This is a genomic window from Capnocytophaga sp. oral taxon 336 str. F0502, from assembly GCF_000411575.1.
Lineage (GTDB): Bacteria > Bacteroidota > Bacteroidia > Flavobacteriales > Flavobacteriaceae > Capnocytophaga > Capnocytophaga ochracea.
Genome location: NZ_KE150492.1, coordinates 174,889 through 195,229 on the forward strand (window position 1 = coordinate 174,889; position 20,341 = coordinate 195,229).

General features: G+C 34.1%; 17 protein-coding genes. 5 read left to right on the forward strand and 12 right to left on the reverse strand.

The window, feature by feature from the left end:
• From HMPREF1528_RS12780 to HMPREF1528_RS10640, 9 genes are all read right to left on the reverse strand, one after another.
• The coding region (locus tag HMPREF1528_RS12780) for a hypothetical protein (RefSeq protein ID WP_016479743.1) at positions 1-292 on the reverse strand (292 nt) is incomplete at its 3' end.
• Between the two features lie 45 nt (positions 293-337).
• Complete coding sequence (locus HMPREF1528_RS10605; protein WP_016479744.1) at positions 338-2,170, reverse strand: DUF4280 domain-containing protein; 1,833 nt, start codon at positions 2,168-2,170, stop codon at positions 338-340.
• 66 nt (positions 2,171-2,236) lie between these two features.
• Positions 2,237-2,527 carry a hypothetical protein gene (locus HMPREF1528_RS10610; protein WP_016479745.1) on the reverse strand — a complete coding sequence of 97 codons (291 nt, stop codon included), beginning with the start codon at positions 2,525-2,527 and terminating at the stop codon, positions 2,237-2,239.
• Positions 2,528-2,724: 197 nt separating this feature from the next.
• Positions 2,725-3,588 (reverse strand): CPBP family intramembrane glutamic endopeptidase, encoded by an 864-nt coding sequence (locus HMPREF1528_RS10615; RefSeq protein ID WP_016479746.1) that lies wholly within the window; start codon positions 3,586-3,588, stop codon positions 2,725-2,727.
• 31 nt (positions 3,589-3,619) lie between these two features.
• Positions 3,620-5,959 (reverse strand): TonB-dependent receptor, encoded by a 2,340-nt coding sequence (locus HMPREF1528_RS10620; protein ID WP_016479747.1) that lies wholly within the window; start codon positions 5,957-5,959, stop codon positions 3,620-3,622.
• Positions 5,960-6,223: 264 nt separating this feature from the next.
• Positions 6,224-7,396 (reverse strand): helix-turn-helix domain-containing protein, encoded by a 1,173-nt coding sequence (locus HMPREF1528_RS10625; RefSeq protein ID WP_016479748.1) that lies wholly within the window; start codon positions 7,394-7,396, stop codon positions 6,224-6,226.
• Positions 7,397-7,745: 349 nt separating this feature from the next.
• Positions 7,746-9,008 carry a site-specific integrase gene (locus HMPREF1528_RS10630; protein WP_009411198.1) on the reverse strand — a complete coding sequence of 421 codons (1,263 nt, stop codon included), beginning with the start codon at positions 9,006-9,008 and terminating at the stop codon, positions 7,746-7,748.
• Positions 9,005-9,454, reverse strand: coding sequence for a hypothetical protein (locus HMPREF1528_RS10635; RefSeq protein WP_016479749.1), 450 nt, complete (start codon positions 9,452-9,454; stop codon positions 9,005-9,007). The genes HMPREF1528_RS10630 and HMPREF1528_RS10635 overlap by 4 nt, the downstream gene beginning before the upstream one ends.
• The gene (locus HMPREF1528_RS10640; RefSeq protein ID WP_009411196.1) at positions 9,451-9,855 is read right to left on the reverse strand and encodes a hypothetical protein; all 405 of its coding nucleotides are present in this window, start codon (positions 9,853-9,855) and stop codon (positions 9,451-9,453) included. The genes HMPREF1528_RS10635 and HMPREF1528_RS10640 overlap by 4 nt, the downstream gene beginning before the upstream one ends.
• Positions 9,856-9,993: 138 nt before the next feature.
• Here HMPREF1528_RS10640 and HMPREF1528_RS10645 point away from each other — a divergent pair, with 138 nt between their 5' ends.
• The 5 genes from HMPREF1528_RS10645 (at position 9,994) to HMPREF1528_RS10670 (ending at position 13,150) form a co-directional block, all read left to right on the forward strand.
• Positions 9,994-10,236 carry a hypothetical protein gene (locus tag HMPREF1528_RS10645; protein ID WP_009751022.1) on the forward strand — a complete coding sequence of 81 codons (243 nt, stop codon included), beginning with the start codon at positions 9,994-9,996 and terminating at the stop codon, positions 10,234-10,236.
• 294 nt (positions 10,237-10,530) lie between these two features.
• Entirely contained in the window at positions 10,531-10,857 is a 327-nt protein-coding gene (locus HMPREF1528_RS10655; RefSeq protein ID WP_016479750.1) for a DUF3853 family protein, read from the forward strand.
• Positions 10,850-11,131, forward strand: coding sequence for a DUF3853 family protein (locus HMPREF1528_RS10660; RefSeq protein ID WP_016479751.1), 282 nt, complete (start codon positions 10,850-10,852; stop codon positions 11,129-11,131). Before HMPREF1528_RS10655 ends, HMPREF1528_RS10660 begins: the two co-directional genes overlap by 8 nt.
• A gap of 2 nt (positions 11,132-11,133) precedes the next feature.
• Positions 11,134-11,823, forward strand: coding sequence for a hypothetical protein (locus tag HMPREF1528_RS10665; protein WP_016479752.1), 690 nt, complete (start codon positions 11,134-11,136; stop codon positions 11,821-11,823).
• Entirely contained in the window at positions 11,816-13,150 is a 1,335-nt protein-coding gene (locus HMPREF1528_RS10670) for a replicative DNA helicase (RefSeq protein WP_016479753.1), read from the forward strand. The genes HMPREF1528_RS10665 and HMPREF1528_RS10670 overlap by 8 nt, the downstream gene beginning before the upstream one ends.
• A gap of 74 nt (positions 13,151-13,224) precedes the next feature.
• On the opposite strand, the gene HMPREF1528_RS10675 is transcribed toward HMPREF1528_RS10670, so the two are convergent.
• Genes HMPREF1528_RS10675 through HMPREF1528_RS11975 form a run of 3 tightly spaced genes read right to left on the reverse strand, consistent with a single transcriptional unit; the run spans position 13,225 to position 20,338 of the window.
• Complete coding sequence (locus HMPREF1528_RS10675; RefSeq protein WP_016479754.1) at positions 13,225-14,349, reverse strand: ankyrin repeat domain-containing protein; 1,125 nt, start codon at positions 14,347-14,349, stop codon at positions 13,225-13,227.
• Positions 14,350-14,364: 15 nt separating this feature from the next.
• Positions 14,365-15,966 carry a hypothetical protein gene (locus HMPREF1528_RS11970; RefSeq protein ID WP_016479755.1) on the reverse strand — a complete coding sequence of 534 codons (1,602 nt, stop codon included), beginning with the start codon at positions 15,964-15,966 and terminating at the stop codon, positions 14,365-14,367.
• A 13-nt stretch (positions 15,967-15,979) separates the two neighbouring features.
• On the reverse strand, positions 15,980-20,338 hold the full coding sequence (locus HMPREF1528_RS11975) for a PAAR-like protein (protein WP_016479756.1): 4,359 nt from the start codon (positions 20,336-20,338) through the stop codon (positions 15,980-15,982).
• Positions 20,339-20,341 lie beyond the last annotated feature (3 nt).

The window sequence follows — 20,341 nt, forward strand, 5'->3', positions numbered from 1 at the left end:
CACTTCTATCCTTGTAAAGAAAAACAAAAATATTTTGCTTTTCTTTAAAGGCGTCTATAAGTTTTGGTATAAACATAATAGCTTCCGATAAAGCATTATTTATAGGAACTCCACAATTTTCTATTGTTATTGTATCTAATAATGCTACTATATTTGTTCCTTTTTTTAGAAAAATTTCCCATTGCACATTTCCCTTTATAGTTTGTGCTTTTTCACAAAGAGTTATTTTATCAGATAACTCAAATTCCCTATCACTGAATATTGTATCTTTCTTATTGTTTTGAGCATTCATAACAAAAATGTTTAATATTGTTAATAGAAATATTTTCATAACACTTTATTTAGTGGTTTTTTTAGAACAATTTAGATATAGATGTATATCTTTTTCTTCAATACAACCATTTACTTTATCACCAATTATATTGATTAAAAAATCTTTATATTGATCGTTTTTAATAAAGATAGAGGTTAAATTATCTTTGCAATAATATTTGAGATTACTATTTTCTTTTGTATAAGGTTTTCCGTAAGAGGGATCAAAAAATAGCTTGTTTCTAAAATATACCCAAATATGATCACCGAACGAGGATTGCGCATTTTTATTTCCTTGTGCAGCACTTTCACCTTCTTTGATATATTCGTTAAAATTCTGTTTGTTTTTTACAAATGTAGCTTTCGCAACAGTAAACTCTTCAGGTAGTCCGTACTGTCTATATTTTAATATATCAGACTTATAAGGATAGAAATCAATATCATAACGTTTGATTATGTTTTGTTTTGTTGTTTCACAAGCAATTGCACAAGTATCATTATTTAGATCTACTTCAATACCTTGAGCTAACAGCAAATGTAAAAATAATTCAGTCCATTCACCACAGCGAGCTTCTCCATATTTTAACAGAAACCGTAAAGAACGTTGATTTGCAAATAATGTTGTTGCATATAATACACTATGTCCTCTCCAATATCCCATACAACCATTGGTTAAAGGGGTTCTATAGGGAGTATCTTCTCGAGCGCGTTTTACTTCTAATCCTTCAAAAGCTTTAAATATTTCTATAGCTACAGCTTCTTCAAACTCTGAAGAGGATTCTTTTCCTAACTGCATACTATGAGCTTGTTTGCAGCCCAAGTATAACAAAGTCTCTAAAATACAAGGTTTGGCATTATTATTTGTATTTTTTACTTGGGTAGCAGTTTGTTCTGTTTCAAAAAGTTCTTTTTTAAATCTGTCCCACAAAGGCTTTCGCCAAGTAATGTACAAAGTGTTTTGGCTACTACCTACTTTATGCCAAGTTTTTCCATCATCCCAAGAACATTCTACCGTAAGTACAAAATTTTCTATGTATTGTACGCTATTTTTAAAAGGGGTATTTTTACTGATAAATGTTACTGTAAATTCATCGCATTTTCCCTTGCCTTTAGCTCTTTTAGCCTTTCGTTCTTTGAATAGATATTTTTCTTCTCCTTCACCTTGCTGTTGTAGTCGTAAAAGAGGTACTTTTTCAATAGCTTCATCACTTATCACTTGAAAGGTAGCGGTAAGAATTAAGGGCTTATTACTTTCCCAAGTAAAAGGAATGCTTTCGGGTTTTACAGTGCTGTAATCATCGGGGTTTTCTCTGAGAAACAACCAGTGATAACATTCGTTATTATCCGTAAGTACATAAAAGTTTTTGTAATCCACAAAATCGGTTACTTCATCACTACATATATCGTAATCAGTGTGAAAAGCGAGTTTAGTATACTGTATTTCAGCTTCGGTTTTAGCCTTATCACCATAAGTTTTTACGCCCAAAACTACAGGAACTTCTCCTATTTGCCCCGTAGTATTAAATTTAATCGTACCACCCATAGCACACTTTATAGTAGAGCGATTGGTAAGGGCAGGATGTTCATCAAAATAGAGATCTTTTTTATAGTTTTCCCAATTACCCAACTTAATATTGTTAACACAAGGTTGTTTGGTTATTTTACATATACCAAAGTCGAATTTGTTTTGTATAGGGTCATTATCAATAGTAGAGCACGACGTTTTATCGCCCAACATTACGCCTTTATCTTTTGCTTTTATAGGACAAGGAAGTGCTCCTGCTGTGCATTGCATTATCGCTCCATCAGTGATATATTCATAAGAATCACCATCTTCAGGTTGAAGAAATATACTCATTTTTCAGAATTTTATTTAATTAGTACGACAAATATACAAAAAAAATATAATATCAAAAGAAAAAAATCATTCGAACACAATTTTTCCTACGATTTTAGCACCTTCATACACGTTGAGCTCGTGAAGTTCGTCTAAGATATAAGCGGGGGCGTGGTCAAAGAGAAACCTCACTTGGCACAAAGCACTGTATTCACTCTCTTTCATAGGCTCTTCAAATTCAATAATAATGCTCCAATTTGGTTGAGGCAATTGCTCGATGTAAGTGGTGGCATAATAGACCTCACCGGTAGGAGGGTGTTGCCGTCCGCCTTCTTCTTTGGTAAGAAAATGAATGACACCTGATTTTGATTTCTTCATAGTCAGAATACAATTTGGTTTAACAAAAGTACTTTTTTATTTACTAACCGCCAAATAAAATAACGAATGACAAATAACAAATGACAGATAGATATACCTTAACTATACACTAAACGAATTTAGAGTGGGTCTTCAGTGGCTCTACAGTGGCTCTACAGTGGCTCTACAAGGGTCACTAATGATACATTCACCGAACACTAGCTGAATATCAACGATTTTTTACCTTTGAGAATTGGCTTTTTCGGTAGAATGAAGGTTTTACTACTAAAAAACAATCGTCTCTCTTTTATGAGGATATACCCCACGAGTAGCGCAAATAAGCCTGTTTGTATCAGTTTGCTATCGGGGTGGGTGGCAAAGATTTCGTTGGAAACATTGGCTACCAAATGGAATAATATGGCTACCAGCACGTTGCGTCCCGATTTGTAATACAACCAGTTGATGATAAACACAAAGACAAACAGACTCACAAAAAAGTTGGCTGTATAGAGCCACCCCTCAGCTTGTACATTGCTTTGGTAGTAGTCTTTTATAAAAAACAAGGGCAAATGCCACAACCCCCAATACACGGTAAAGATGAGCGATGAGGTGAAAAGCGTCCACCTGCTACGCAAAGCATCAGTGCCGTAAGTATGCCAAGCCAATTCTTCGAGCACCGGCGCCAGACAGAGCACAAACCAAGCGTTGAAAGGCGCTGAACTGAAACTAGGCTCTCCCGAAATGTAAAACTGGTCGAGACTATGCCCTAAATCGAGCGAAAGTAGCTGTGCCACGACAATGGAAAGGGGTGGAAACAAGAGGGTAATCCAAAAATAGCGGTTGGCGAGCAAATTTCTGCCAATAAAACGCGTTTTGAGGTCGGATAAGAGCTCCTTATTGCGTACAAAGAGGTAGGTAGCCACGCCCATAGGAGATAACAAGCCTGCCAATTCAAAAAAGCCTGTCCAAAAAGCATTAGGTGCTTTTGGCTGGTGACTCCAATAAGCCACCACAAACCACAATACCCAAGGAATCACAAGGGAAAGAGTGAAAAACAAAATAGGGTGATTATATTTTTTCATTTTATTTAGATAAGAGATAAGAGGTAAGAAGTTAGAATTCTATTTTATAACTGATATTTGGTATGATAAGAGTAGCTTTGCTGAGCTCAATCGCGCCGGTTTGGTAATTGTAATTATGGTCGATATAGATAGGCGCCCCGAGTACATTCTTCATTTGGAAAGAGAACACGCTACTGCTCTTGCGGTGGTTGATGCGGTAATTTACAGTAAGGTCGGCGTAGGTAAGGGTGCGGAATTGCTCGCTAAAAGCCCGACTTTCATCGTAAATCACACGTTTTTGGGCTAACGATTGGCTTTCCAAAATCGGACTGTAACGCTCACCTCCGGTTACACTCACACGCGCATTTACATCGAGCACCTTGCGGTTATTGGCGAAATAGAATTCTTTACCAAAGAGAACATTCAGTACAAAACCTTTGTTATAGCGCGTATTACGCCACACATTATCACCCGCTTTATATTCGGATTTGAAGATAGAACCCGTGATAAGGTAATAATAATTATCACCCAAAAAGCGCTCCAAAGTAAGGTCGATACCATAATTGCGTCCTTTGGTATTATTCACGAGTGCTTTGTTGAGATACAGCGCCCGTCGCAAATTGATAAGCGAGTAGCTGGTACCTTCTTCCCCTGGGATATTCCACAGATATTGGTAATAGGCTTCGGCTTTGAAACGCAATTTATCGGTAAGCATCCAGTCGTAGCCCAATACAAAATGATGTGCATCGCTAAGTTTCAAATCTTTATTCACAGCTATGCCCCCTACCTCTATCATATAGACATTCAAATCTTCGGGCTGAGAGTGTTTGCCATAACCGAAACTCAAACTGTGTTTGTCGGAAAGTTTCCAAGCCAATCCTGCCCTACTTTCAAGAGAAAGTTCTTTACTCAAACCAAAATAGTGAGTGCGCAATCCTACGTTAGCCAAAAGTGAAGGCGATAGCTGGTATTTGAGTTGGGCATAGCCTTCGGTAAGATGTGTATTGCCTACCGAATTGACGATACGCGCATAAGTGGAAGGAATATAATCTTGTGCAGCGCTGAGGTTATACTTGTAGAAAAGTTGTTTGCTGGTGAGTCCCACCTTCAAAGTAGCCAAAGGAGAGAGTTTATGAGTGAGCGCGGTCGCCAAAGTGAGTGTGCCGTTTTGTTTTTTAAGTCGGCTATCAGGCGTGAACACAGAAGCATCATCGGAAAGGTAATCGGTGCTAATACGGTCGTCAGTACCCGAAAAAGCGACGTGTGATTCTACAAAACTGCGCTCGCCAGCGGTGATTTGGTGGCGCAACCCTATTGTACCCACGTAAGTATCCCAATTGTTATTCACGCGGTCGATATCAGTTTTCCAGTCGGTTGGAGAGCTTAAAGCATCTTTATGAGTGTTGTCAATCCCCCCGATACCCCAAAGAGAGAACGTGCCTGCTTTTTCAGTAGGGAAATTCAATTTAAAGGAAAAATCTTGATACTTGATACGCTGACCGGTTTTATTGATTTTCAAATCGTTCAGTAATCCCAAAGCAGAATAGCGATAGTTGAAAAGATAAGAAGAGCCTTTGGTGCGTGAAAGGGGACCTTCAGAAGCAAAGTCGAGCCCTAATACGCCCACTTGTGCTGTATGCTCGTAGCGGGAAGTGTTACCAGTGCGCATTTTCACATCAAAAACAGCTGCGAGCGCATTGCCATACTCGGCAGGGAAAGCCCCTGTAAGAAAATCGGAATTACCAATCACCTGATTGCTAAAAAGCGTCACCAGTCCGCCCCCAATAACGTTCCCCCCAGAAAAATGCTGAGGTGAAGGAATTTCCACACCTTCCAATCGCCATTGCACGCCCTGCGGAGCATTACCGCGCACGACAATAGAGTTGTCCTGCAAGTTACCCGTAGAGACCCCCGCAAAGGCAGAAGCCAAGCGCGCAGGGTCACTAAGTCCGCCAGCATAACGTTGTGTTTCCTCTACCGAAAAGGTGCGGGCACTCACGGTAGCCATTGCATTGAGGGCTTTCTCCTTGCGGATACCCGCTACTACCTCCACGCCTTCAAGCTCAGTGGCGGCTTCTTTCAGAGCAATACTAAGCACTACTTCTTTGGCTGAAGTAATCATCAGTTCGGGAATCACGCGGCTCTCATAACCTATATAAGAAATTTCCAAACTTACCCTTCCTAAGGAGAGGTTAGTAATCGAAAAGTTTCCCGCCTCATCGGTAGTTGTACCGATAACAGGATTAGAGTTTTGCACCACTATGGTAGCCCCCATTAGAGGTTCGTGAGTGCTTTGGTCATAAATAGTACCTCTAAGTGTTGGGGTAATATCTTGTGCGTGTGCTACAAGCGGAAGCACTAAAAAAAGAACGATGTTCAAAAAGGTTTTCATTGCGTAATACGTTTAAAATTCTGGGGCAAAGGTATGGTGGAAAACAAGGTGCATCGCCCAAGCGTGAGGGAATGGACGCTTTTTTAATGATTAATGTTTAGTGATTAATGATTAATGTTTAGTGATTAATGATTAATTGGTAGTGAGGCAAGGGGTTAGGGAGGTTTTATTCGCCGGAAGAATTGTGCGGGGCGGACGGGTCGGAGGGAGTGAAAAGAAGGGGTAGCATGAGAGTTTGGACGTGCTAAACTATGCTTCTCGCACCTAATTCACAAATTCACTCGGTGTTTTACCCGTAATCTTCTTAAAAACTTGGTTGAAAGAGGACTTAGAGTTAAAGCCCGCTTCATAGGCAAGACCCAAAAGATTAAAATTCTTATCAATGTCTTTCTTTGCCAAGGTGATAAACTCTTCGACACGATAGCTGTTCACAAAGTCATAAAAATTCTTTTCTTCGTATTGGTTGATAATTTGTGAAAGGTGGTTGGGAAGTACACCTAACATTTCAGCTAATTGAGCTAAGGAGAGTTTAGGTTCGAGATAAGGTTTCTCGGTAGTCATTAGTGTGAGCAACTGTTGGTGTAAGCTGGTTGCGTCCTCGGCTTTCAATCCGGATTTGCGGTATTCAGGAGTTTTGGAGAATGAAGAAGGTTCGATATTGTCTGACCTATGAGAATTGTCAGACAAGACTAAATTCTTTATAAAAGGCTTTTGTTTTTCAACACTAAAAATTCCCTGATGCCGTATGCCCCAGAAGCCAATAAGCCCTATAAGTAAGACAAAGAGTGCCAAGAAAATAAGTTCTATATTAACTCCTATCTCTATTTCTAAGAGAAATTGCACTATATATCCCACTATCATCACTGAGAAAATCAGCCCGAACCCGATGAGCAACAGTCGTAGCCATTGCAAACTAATACCTTCGTTATAGCCAAAATTGTCGCCTATTACCCGCTCATACTGATTGATTTTCTGATAAGCCAATACAATATACACCACACTCACGGTCACAAAAGCTACAAACGAAGTTGTAAATAACCATTGATACGGGCTATGGTAATCGGCTTGGTCTATCATTGCTTTTTCAGTCGCCGAATAGCCAAAAAGAAAGGGAAACATCACAACGTAGGTGAAGAAAAAAGGTAAAAAGTGCAAGCTATCGCGCCAATGAAAATGTTGGTCTTCACGTGAACACACCAATACGTACAAATATACAAAAGGAGCAAACAAAAGCGGAAAAGGGTGCGTCGCTCCTACTAAATGAGGATATTTCTCCCAATAGCCCAAATAATGCAGGTAGTAATTCAGCAGATAAATACCAATGCACACCAACCATATCCCCAGCACCTTATCCGATAAGGCTTTAGGGTGTTTGGTAAAGAGCAATACAGAGAGGAAAAAGCAAAGGAAAATGCCGATAGTAAAGAGCGTGTTCATTATTATCTTTGTTGTTATTAATGGCGCAAATATAAAGATAATCCAATAACTTTACTACTTAATGATAAATAAATGAAAAAATATAACAAATATTTAGTGAATAAGGCTTCTAAAATGAATAAAAAAACGAGAGCTAAATAGAAGTGTTTTTCTATTTAGCTCTCGTTCTATAATGAGATTATAATGTGGAGTCGGAGAGAATCACATTAAGTACCAATAAATAACAAAAAAGTACAAAGATATTGATTTTAAACAGTTTATATAAAATAAAACACCAACAAAAACTAATAAAGACTAATAGAGAACACCGCTTTTAGTCCCTGATTTTAGTAGTAGGGACAAATGAACCTTATAATAGATTGAACTTTGCCATAGCATTAGCTTTTGTTTCATCAGCTACATCAATATAGGGTTTCATTGTTTTGTAATCACTATGTCCTGTCCATTTCATAACTACTTGAGGGGGTATACCTAAAGACAGTGCATTACAAATAAATGTACGTCTTCCTGCGTGAGTACTCAATAATGCATACTTAGGAATTACCTCATCAAAGCGTTTGCTTCCTATGTAATAAGTCTCTCGAATAGGTTCATCAATACCCGCTAATTGAGCTAATTCTTTTAAGTAGTCATTCATTCTTTGATTTGTGATAACAGGTAAAGCTCGTTCTTTTTTATCTTGGTAGTCTTTGTATTTATCTAGTATTTTTTTACTATGTTCATTCAATTCTATTGTCAAACTATCATTAGTTTTCACAGTAGTTATTTCTATGAATTTATCTTTTACATCACTCCTTTTCAAGTTTTCCACATCCGAATACCGTAACCCAGTAAAACATTGAAATAAGAATACATCACGTACTTTTTCAAGATAACTATTTTCTTTTGGAATTTCAAACTCTCTAAATTGTTTAAATTCTGAAGGAGTCAAGAAAATAATCTTCTTTTGTGTAGTCTTTAACTTAGGTTTGAAGTTTTCAAAGAAAATATTTGTATTATATCCTTTCTTATTACTCCAACGTAAAAACCATTTTACAAAAGATATATTTTTTAAAACAGAAGAATTTTTTTGCTTCAATTCTTCTTGTAAATAATTAAGATATTCTACTAATTTCTCTTCAGTGAATTTTTCAAAAGTAAGTTCAGGGTCAAAGTTAAATAAATGATTTTTTATAACGTGAAGTTTCTTTTTAGTAGCAACTGTCCATTGATTAAAAGCTCCCTCCTCAGCCATAAAATCATCATAATATTGAAAGAATGATTTTTCTAATACTACTTTCTTCTCCCTACCAATATTAGAATTAAAAACAGATTGAAATTGTTCTTTAGTAGGTACTATTTTCTGAACCTCAAAGTATTTAATTGTATCTTCGCAGGCTTGTTCAAATAGTTGTAGCTTTCTGTTGATAACACTAGCGGGAATTTTCTTCTTCCCGTGAGTAGTATTAGCTTTGCAGCGTTGCGTTTCATTACTCCATTTTTCTACCTCTATGCGATAACCTAAATTAAAGGCAACAATATTACCTTCCCACTTTATACGATAGCGGGTACGAGCATCAAGTTTGTCTTTTTCCTTATCTAATAGGAATTGAGAATGGTACTTTAAGTTCATTTTTGATTTTCTTTTATAGCTATCAAAATTGTTTTAGCTTTCCAACCATTTTCCGTTTTTATATATTGTATATTTCCTTCTATATTTAAAACCTCATCTTTGTATACAAGCCTAAAAAGACCTCCATTGGAATAGAAATCACCATTATTATCTATTACTTCTAGAAAACTATTTTTTGCACTATTAAGAAATGGCATAAGCTGAATATTTCCAGCCTTTAAAAATTGTATTTTCCCTATAAACTTTATAGAGTAATAGGGAATATCATTTTTCACTTTCTTAACTCCATCTTCTTTTTCAAACGAAGTTAGTTTAGCTTTTTCTTTACTTTCTTTAAAGATGGTTTTAGCCAAATCTTCTTGTGCTTTCTCTGTGCTAATTTGAGAATAAGCAATAACGTTTAGTAAAAATGCTAAAAATAAAAGTACTACATTTTTGAATTTCATTTTTGAGTATTTTTTAAAATTTCCAACAATGTACTCATTTGTTCTTGACTTGTTTTAAGTCGTTCGGTAAGTTCCTTATGTTGTTCTATTATTTTAGAAACATCTTCATTTGAAATAGAAATTGTTACATTTCCACCAGTGATATTATTACCGACGAAGCTATTTTTTGATTTGACATTAGAATTATCAATGACTACAGTCCCTTTTTTTAGCATTTCTCCTTCTCCTAATAACAACCACAAAGGTTCTATTTCAGGATAAGACTTTAATATTTTAACTAAATTATCAGTTCCCACGCTTTTATTTTTATCTAAAAATCCGTTAGAAAGCCCAACTTCTCTATAAAAAGCCAACTTACTAATTCCTTTATATTCAATAAATTGTAAAATTCTCTCCACCATAGCGAAAAATATTTTATTAGTTTTTTATCTAATTTTCTTTTGTATTTAGTTTTTAATCTATATATTTGCAGCCGAAATACAAATCTATTTAGGTTTAAAATGCAATTACTAAATAATTGGCAAATATATAAATAAAAAATGAAAGTAAGTAAAATTATCATCGAAAAAATTTTGAACGACAACAATTTTAGCATTGAGTTAGCTAAAAGGCTAGGTAACCAACAGCAATCAGTATTAGGATTGGCACGCAGAAACAGTCGTAATTTGACTCTTTGGGAAGCTGTTCTATTTTACAAAGAACAAGGCTTCACCGAAGAGCAAATCTTCCACGATTTTAGTTCTGAAAAACCTGTAATTGTAGGCAAAGAGCTAAGCAATTAAGGTTAGATTAAAAACAATAAACTATCCAAGAATCAATTGTGCAATAAATTTAGAAGTAAAGCTACTTTTAAAGGTCGTAATGTTTTTGTACAACAAGAGTATAGATATTGTTGGTGAAATTTACTTAGGTAAAATTCCGAATACAATGGTATCTCATCTTATTGATAGAGCACAAAGAGCCCGTGATCAATACAAAAATAATGAATTAGGATGGATTGATTTTATTCGGCATCTTGACAGAGAAAACTGTCAAACATTAGCTGAATATGTGTTTAACAAAAAAATAACACCTTTATGAAAATAACACATAACACAGAAGTAACAGTAAGAGAACAACTTATTGAAATACAATCAAAAATAGTAAATATATTAGCTTTTTTATCCTCTGACACAGAGGAAACAGAAACTATTGAAGTAAGTTCTTTTTCTAAAGATAAATCTTTAGAAAAGAAATACGTATATGGTTTAAAAGGTCTTGCATCCATATTGGGATGTTCTAAATCACACGCACAAAACATTAAAAATTCTGGAATATTAGATAAGGCTATTATTCAGAATGGGCGCAAAATAATAGTTGATGTCGAAATGGCTATAACTCTATTCCAAAAACGTTATGAATAACTTAGATCCCAATACACCTCTATTTAAGCTTACCTTACAAGAGTTAAAATCTGAACTTATAGTAGAAATTCAGAATCAATTCTCGACTCTATTCCCTAAGAAAAAATACGAGTATGGTATAAAAGGGTTAGCTAAAATATTAGGTTGTTCACGTGCAAAAGCAAGTAAAATTAAAAACTCAGGCATCATAGATGAGGCTATATTTCAGAATGGAAAAATAATTGTTATTGACATAGAAAAAGCCTTAGAACTCTTGAATAAGAATAAAGAATAGCAATGGAATATCTTGAACTAATAAAGAAATATTGGAGAATGAATGAGGAATTTCCTCAAAGCTATTCTATTACTTGTATGTATCTTTTTCTATTAGAAACTTGGGACAAAAACAATAAAGAAGATTTCGAAATATCGGATTATGATATTTCAAAAAAACTGATAATCACAAGAGTTTCCGTTAGAAAAAATAGAAAAAAACTTAGAGATTTAGGCCTTATCAACTATCAAATTAGTAAAGGGTTTCCTACGATATACAAAATCATATCTGACTATATTATTCGTAAAGGAAAAGAAGTTGTTTCTATCGCAGAAAAAGAAAAAACAGTAGATAAGAAATCTATAGCCCCTGCTATTCCTGTTATACCTTTGGTTCAAGAACCTATACCAGTAGCCTCTCCTTCTTTGAAATCTAAGGAAAAACAAACTCCTATGATACCTTTTAACATTCCTTCTTTTGAAGAATTTATGGACTTTGCTAAAACTTTAGATATTTATGAAGAAGGGTTAGATGTACACTTAAAAATAAAATATGAAACTTGGAAAGATGATGGCTGGGTAAGTGGGTATAACAAACCTATTGTAAATTGGAAGCAGACTCTTAAAAACACTATGCCTTATCTAAGGTCAAACAATAAAAATATCTTTAATGTTCCAAAAATAAACAGACCTAAATCTACTTACAATGAATGAAAACATCGATATAGATATAGAGAAATACGTGCTAGGTAATCTTGTGAGTGAGTCCCAACTCATTGCACAATACTATAATATGCTGAGTGTTTATCTTTTTTCTGCACCACAACATCAAGCTATTTACGAAACTATTGTGCGAGTTTGGAAACAATACGGCACTGTAGATTTGATACTATTAGGAAAAGAATTTGAGAAGAAGAAACTAAATTCATACACTGTTTACTGTATTGATTTGGCTAATTTTGCGATTTCATCTGCTAATATAGAGTACCATATAATGCTTTTGGTACAAGCCTCTGTAAAGCGTGACTTTATCAATAAATTCTCCTTACTTCTCAGTATGGCTCAAAAGAAAGAGAATGATATATTCGATATACGCGATAAGGCTTTTGAATGCTTTAATAACCTTTTTATCGATAAGTTTATTGAAAATAACCGTCAAACGCGTGAGTTTCCTGAATTAGTAGAGGCTGTGCAAAAGAATTTCGAGAGTATTCATCAAGGGAAACTCACAGGATTACAAAGTTCTCTAACTATTATCAATAAAGTATTTGGAGGTTGGCAGAAATCTAATCTTACCATTGTTGCAGGTCGCCCTGGTATGGGGAAAACTACTTTTTTAGTACAACAAATTGTAGATATGGTAGCTCAAGGATATTCGGTAGGGGTATTTTCGTTGGAAATGTCGGCAGAGCAAATTGCCTCTAAAATTATTACTAATTATACTGACATTCCTAATTCTTCCATTCTTCGCAAAGGACTTAAAGATGAGGAAGTGTATCGCTATATCTCTCTGAAAGACAATCTTACCCAAATGAAAATACATATAGATGACACTTCGTCTATTTCAATTGAAAATCTTAAAATGAAGGCAAAATCAATGGCTCTTCGCTATCATATCAATATATTGTTTGTTGATTATCTACAGCTTATTACCTATCCCAAATCTGGTAATAGAGAGCAGGAGATTTCCTTTATTTCTCGCAGTTTGAAAGGACTTGCAAAAGAACTCGATATCCCTGTGATTGCTCTTTCTCAGCTGTCACGAAATGTAGAGCAGCGCACAGACAAGCGTCCTTTTCTTTCTGACTTAAGAGACTCTGGCGCTATTGAACAAGATGCCGATGAAGTGGTATTCCTCTATCGCCCTGAATATTACGGTATTGACCATTGGGATAAGGAATACAATAATGAAAGTACTAAAAATGAGGTAGAAATTATCATTTCCAAGAACCGACACGGGGGCATTCTCTCTGAGCGTTGTGTTGTGAGTATGGCTACTTCAAAGTTTAGAGATTTAAAAAAGAAAATTAACCTAATGTAGAACATTTTAATACGATGAAAGTAGTAGCGCAAAGAGTGAGATACTTTTTTTGTGTAATGGCAAACAAATTAGTTTTATTCTCTGTTATATTCTTCGAAAGGGGTATTGTTTAAATTATCCACCTTCTGTTCCTCACCATTCTTATCTACCCATATTTTTTTAACAGCTAATATGTTATTCGTTTCTGGGTCAATAGCAAAAGTAGTATACCTAAATAATACAGGTATTGAGGAATAGTTTTCTTTTATTGTAAAAGTATTGTTCTCAAAAGTAATCCCCATAAAACCCTTTGCTTCAGTATCAGAACCAGCGTTAGATTCTTTATAGGCACTATATAACAACACATCGTTTATAAACTCTTTAAAAGTGCCTTTTTCACTAAGCCTTATTCTTGTTACAAAATAAGATCCTCTATTTAAATTGTTTTTAGGTTGGTAGATGAGTATGGAGTCGTCTATGCCATCACCATTTAAATCTTTTTTCTTTGAATAGACAATTTTATCTATGCTATTATCTCCAAATACTAAATCTCGCCATTTACCTCCTCTTTTAACAAATACATCAGCAAGAGAATACCTATCTGTTCTATCAGAATCACTTAAATCGGCATTTGCTTTGATGAGTAGTTTAGCCATTTCGTAGTTGTTCTTTTCATAAGCTATCAACAGAGGTGATTCCCAAAAATAGTCTTGTGGATAAGGTAGCGGTACACTTTCGGGGGAAGCTCCTTTTTGTAATAAATAACTTACTACTGGTAGGCTGTTGGATTTACAAGCTATGATAAGAGGGCTTGATTGAAGAATATATTTACTTCCTGGTACGTAATAATCACCTTCTCCAAGTTTTGATCGTCCAAAAACATCTTCAAAAATATATTTTACCAAGGGCAAGTTGCCACTTTCAAGGGCTACTAGAAAAGAATCGAATTTCTCCTCTCCTTTTTGTTTTGCTGAATATTTATCAGCACCTTTGGCAAGAAGTGTTTTCACGGCTTCTAAATCACCTTTTTTGCAAGCTAACCCCAATTGAGTGTATTGAAAACCATCTTCATTAAAGCAAAAATCATCGATATTAGAAGTATCTTCTTCCACAGTTTCAGTAACTGTAGTGGTGGCTACACTATTGTCATACAGAACTTGCTGTTGTTGGCAAGTACTTAACAACAGAAATGAGTATAATATGAGAAAAGTTGTTTTCATTTCAAAAGTCAAAAATTAGAATAATTTTAGTGTTTTAGGGTCATAATTTTCAAAAGAGACTTTTCCATTTTTTTTTTGTAAATAGATTGAATCATAATACTCATCGTCATATCCATCATCAGAAATATTCGAATATTCTAATTTGTAAAGAAAAATATTATTCGTTTTACTATCTACAAAAAAAGTAGTATATTTTAATAGGTCTGAGGATACATTTTCTTCTATAGTGAAAAAATGCCCTTTAAAAGAGATATTTCTAAATCCTTCCTCACTTGTAATGTTGTTACTAAGCATCTTAGTATTAAAAAATAGCTTTTCTCTATCTTTATCACTTAAAACTATTTTTATTGTTGCAAAAAGATCATTTTCTGGATTATAAACAATAATTCCATCCTCAATGCCATCTTTGTTTATATCTACCTTTTTTGAAAAAATAATATCATTATTTTTAGAATGAGGGATTATAGTACGTGTATATTCCCAAACTTTTTTAAAATCTGGAATATTATAGTATTCTTTTTTCTTAAACTCTTCTTCATAAATATCTCCACTGCTTTCTGTTTCTAATATGTAAAAATACTTAAATCCCATATCTATAGGTTTCCCTATCTTCTCAGCATAATAACACAATTTTCCTAATATCTCAGCCTTTTGCGAAAAAGGTAAATTTTTATCATTTACAAGAAAACGAATATATGAAGATATTGCTTTTAAATATTCTTTTTGTTTTTCTATAGGAGATTGCTTAATAATGTCTATCATTTGATTGTGGAAAAACAACTTTCCATCACAGCCTTGGTACCAAAAAACTTTCCCAAATTGTGATATCTCTCCCCGTAATTGTTTTTCTAAAACATATTTATTTAACTCTTTATCCTCTACATAACCAAATGTCAAGACCAATGAAGTTAAAAAGATCTCGTCGTTAAGGCAAAGCCAGCGAAAACTTGAGCGATCATTATTAAATAAAAACTTGTTACGGTGTACTAATTTGTCTATGTTTTCCTTGCGCCTACTATCCAAGTCTTCCACCTCTTGCCACTTGGTTAGCTGTATCATATCTCCTGTTTTCTCTTCTTTTATGTTGGAAGGCATACTTGTTTCTAACTTGTATAAATCAGGAAATAATTTCTTATAGTCTAGTAATTCTGGAAGAGCATATAGTTCTGTTAAAAAGTTCTCATTTTTTACTATGTAATATGAGTAAGGAGTGTTATCAACTTTATCATTTGTATAGAATTTTATTTTTTTATCGCAAGGAATGTCAAATCGTAAATATAGAAATTTAGTATTCAATGAGGGGTTGATAATTCTATGAAAAACTTTTTGTACTTGTTCTATAAAAATTTTCTCAGTAGGAGGTTGGTAGCCTCTTTTAAATAGTATTTCTTTAACCAATGGGATTGTAACCTCTAAATCACTATTAGAATACTCATAAGTTTCTATATCAAAAGAGTTGTTATACAATCCAGAAATTCCTTTTTCTAATTGTGACTTTAGGATTGTATTTATTTCTTGAGTCTTTTCAAAATTGAACTCCTCTTGTTGGCTTTGAGTAGTCTTATTCCAACAACTTATAAAAGAAAAACATAAAATTAAAAGTTTTATTTTTTTCATAGTATTACGAATATTAATGAGTGGTTGAATAATCTAATTCCTTACCATCAGGTGAGATTTTAGGTAATATTTTTTCTTTTTCAGAAGGAGTATAATCTTTAGGTTTAACAATCCAAAATTTAGAATTAAATTCTGATTTTGATATAGGGTTTGTACAGATAGTTCTTCTTCCACTTCCATCTCCTTTTTTTCTATTCGATTGATTACCTCCTAAATAAACAAAACTCTTTCCATCTTTTGTCTCTCCTAATACAAAAGCTACGTGAGAATGAGAAAAAACAATTACAGCCCCAACAAAAACATCTTTTATATCTGTTATTAGTTCTCCTTCTACCCAACCATCAACATCAGATCTTTTCTTTTTAGATTCGGAAGGTGGTAGCCAGTCAAAAGCGGCATCATTTGTATTAGGGTTAATTTTTGTATAACCAGCTTGATAGAAACACCAGTTAACAAAAGAAGCACACCAAGGAGTTGCATTTGTTCCATTTGTGTTAGAACTTTTTTCGAAGTATTCGAATATTCTTTCTTTTAAGGGAGATTCTGTTTGTCTAATTCCCCCATAGGTTTGAAGCTCTTGAATTGCAAAAGGCATCCACGGAGCCTTCCCTTTACTATGCCCCCATAAGCACTCATTTGTTTTAAAAGTTTTAGAACTTTTGTTTTTAAAGAAAATTGTTTTTTCTTCATGGTTTTTACTTTTACCAAATTTGGTATTTCTCCCTATTAGTTTACAAACTTCTTTAATTTGTTGGTCACTATTAGCTCCATTAGCTTTTTTATTAGCTCCTTTAGCCGCAAAATATCCCATAGATGTAAGAACTGCCAATTCAAGTTCCTTACGAACTTCTTCTGCACCACTATCTGTTAAAATACTTTTTCCCCATAGTTTTTCAATTTTGTTATTTACCATTTTAAAGTTATCTTTATAAGTTAGTTGTATCAAACCACTTCCTCTAAATCGCCAACCATCTCCAGAGGCTTCATTTCCATTGCCATACCTATTACCATATACAAAATTAGCAATATTTTGATCTCGAGGAGTACTTTTAATTAATTCGCTTGCTTTTTGGGATAACTCTTTACTTTTGAAAACCCAATTGTTTTTATCACGGAATTCTGCTTTGGGGTCTACAAGTGGAACAAATTCATTATTAACCATTTTTCCTTTAAAGAATCTACTAGGAAATTTTTTATACAAATCTTCTTCTGATTTGTAATTCATATTTTCACCATTTTTTATATGCAATTTAAATCCTGTTTCTATTGCTGCTTGGGCAAAGAAGTGTGCTTTATTCCAACAAGTATCCATTTGTAGCTCTTTCATATATTTTGTATAAGTATAGGCTACGGTTTTTAATGTATCTTCTTCTGCTTTTGGGAAAAGTTCTCGTAGTTGTGCTACAGTAACGGGTGCTGTACATCTTGGGCAAGAATGTCCTTCTTCCTCTAGTTCAACTCTTTCAACTTTTCCTATGCCTAAGAGCCCACCAACTTTCACAGTGGCTTTATTTTCTGCTAATTTAGTTAGCTGAGGATAAGAATGTAATATTAGAGAATACCATTCTTTTATATAAGCTCCTTTTTCTTTACCTTCTTTTCCTTTAATCTTAAATACAGCAATTATATCTTCTTTGATCCATTTGTATTTAGAAGTATCTAACTCTACTAAAAGCTCTCCTTTATCATTTATTTTTCCCTTAGTAGAATGGAATGGTTCCCCTTTTATGTTATGGGTCTTAATTTCACTCCAAAGTTTCCAAGTTAGTTCATTCTGCGTTGTATTTTTAGGATAATGAAATTTATCTCTTGTAAAAAACAATACTTCAACTTCTCTGTTTTTCATATTAGTTGCATATATCTTTAAATGTGCAACTTTTCCAGATTCTATAAATTTTCGTTTTTCAGTATCATCTGAATTACAGAAATACGCTTCTACTATATCCCCTTTATTGGTAATGGTAAGGAGATTATTTTCAAATTCTTCATTTAAAGATTCTTTAAGGAGTTTATTATCAATAGGTTTTACTTTGAAAAATATTTGGAAATCCTTTCTATTTCTGTCTTCCTCCTTTTTCTCTTCCTCTGTTTTTCCTTTAAACACTTTTTTTACTGAGTAATGGAAAGTAAATTCTTTACTACCTACAGGAACTGTTATTTTTTCGGAGGTAAAAATGGGGTTCTTTTTATCTTTAGCATCATATACTTCTACAACAACTTCTTCTCCATCTAACCCTAAATGTTTTATATAAGCATACATTTCTTGGTCATATCCTGCTGTTGCTAAGATATTACCACTACTTCCATCTTTGTCTATCCAATGAGGTGAAGAAATTGTAGGACGGACAATATTAATTTTATTCTTTATTGTTTTTTTATTAATACTACAAGTAACTTCAAACTCACCTTCAACTGAAGGTATAATTATCTTTGTTCTTGGATCTTTTGGGGAGCCGAGCCCCATTCCTTTTATTTGGAAATGTTTCTCAAAAGGTTTATGCTCAATACCATTTTCATCTATATAGCTAAAAGGAATATCCCATTTTAAATTTTTTAGATCTTTATCTGAGAGATCGGGGAATATAGTTTTTGCTGTAAGAGTAAAAGGTTTTCCTACTCTTGGCATTCCCTCTGCTGAAATATCTTTAACTTCATTTTCTGTTATTGTAAGTTTCCAAGTATCTTTTTCATCGGGTTTTGTTAAAGAGTTAGATTTTAAGCTAAAAGCCTCTATATAGTATATCCCTTCTTTATCATTACTAAATTTGTATGTTCTTCCACCTTCTTGTACTACTTTTCCATTAAGAGCCCATTTTATATTGGCAAGATCTTCTGAGTTATCACTAAACCTCATTTTTGTAACATTAATGGTAATTTCTTCATTAGGTCTAATTTCAGAAGCATTATTAGTAGGAGAAATAGATATAACACTATTTAAAGCACATTTTCCTTTAAGTTTTTCTTGCACTTTTTTTCCTGAAGAGGTTGTGTACTCTACTTGGATAGTATATACAGTTCCTTTATTTTCAGGAACAAAAGTAATGCTATTTCCTTTTTGTGAAAAATCATTTAATATACTTCCTCTTTCATCTAATACTGTCATTTTCAGAGATGAGAGTTCTTCTTCAGTAGGTTCTATGTAAAAATTCGCTTTAAAAGTAAGTGAAGCGTCTTTTTTAAACACCCAATTATTTTTAGTGTCTTTCTCAGCTGTTTCACCTTCTTGCAAACATTTTACAGAGGTTATCGTATTCTCTATTACGCGCAAATTTATAGAGCAATCATCATAAGATTTATACTTCTCAGAATTTTTAGGAGTCCCGAAACCTTCAATACGGAAATCTCCATATTCTTCAAATTTGTGGCTAAATTCAACTCCTATTTGTTGTTTTTCTAATAACTCACTCTTCTTTTCTCCTTTAAAACCTTTGTAAATCATCCAAGAAACCAGATCCGAATTTCCTTTTTTTACAGAAGCTTTAAACGAAACCTCTTCTCCTTTTCGCAAATAAATGAGTGGTATCTTTTTGTCTGACTTCTGAGTTGAGAAAGGGGATCTTCCTGAAATTTTAGTAAGAGTAATGCTGTCTACTGAAGGGAGAGCTGGTTCCTTCTTAGGCATCTCTATAGTGGGGTTTACAGCACTTACTTCCAATGGGGTAGTATTTTCAGAATGTTGCAATAACACGCTGTCTGTTTGTCCGTGTTTTGCAATAGTTATCTTGCCTCCTATCATACATTGCAATTCTGAAATTTTAGTAAGTGTATTTTTGTCTAATACTTTTGTACCATCATAAGTTTTGCCCCATTTAGGTGCAAATTGTGGTGAGCAAGGTAAATTCCCAGAAGAAGAAGGTTTTAAAGTACATTTTCCAAAAGTCATCGCAGCTGGAATAAAAGTTTTATCATCTTCTGTTGCTACATATTTATCAGATTGCTCATTAAAGACAATTGTTTTATGAGAAGTTACTTGCAAAGTAGCCTGTTGGTTAGGATTTTCAGCTTTATCACAAATACACTTAGCCCCATTTACTACATAATATTGCCCATCGTGTTCACTCTTTCCTTCTTGTTTTTGTTGTTCGGCAGCGGCTTCTTTCTCTTTTTCTTCTTGCTGTTTTTGCTCTTCCTCTCGTTGTTCTTGTTTTACTTCATCTTTGAATGGTTTTTCCTCATTAAGTTCTCTTACCTCTTCAGAAGAAGGCATCAATAGGGTTATGTTAGGGTGCAACTCATTACCTACCTGACTATTGAAGTCGGCACGCTCATTATGATACTCTTTAAGTTTCATTGGGTCTTTTAAGCCTATTTGTTTAGCTATAGAAACAAAAGTATCTTTGCGTTTTACTGTGTATTTTGATTGCTCTTGCATAAT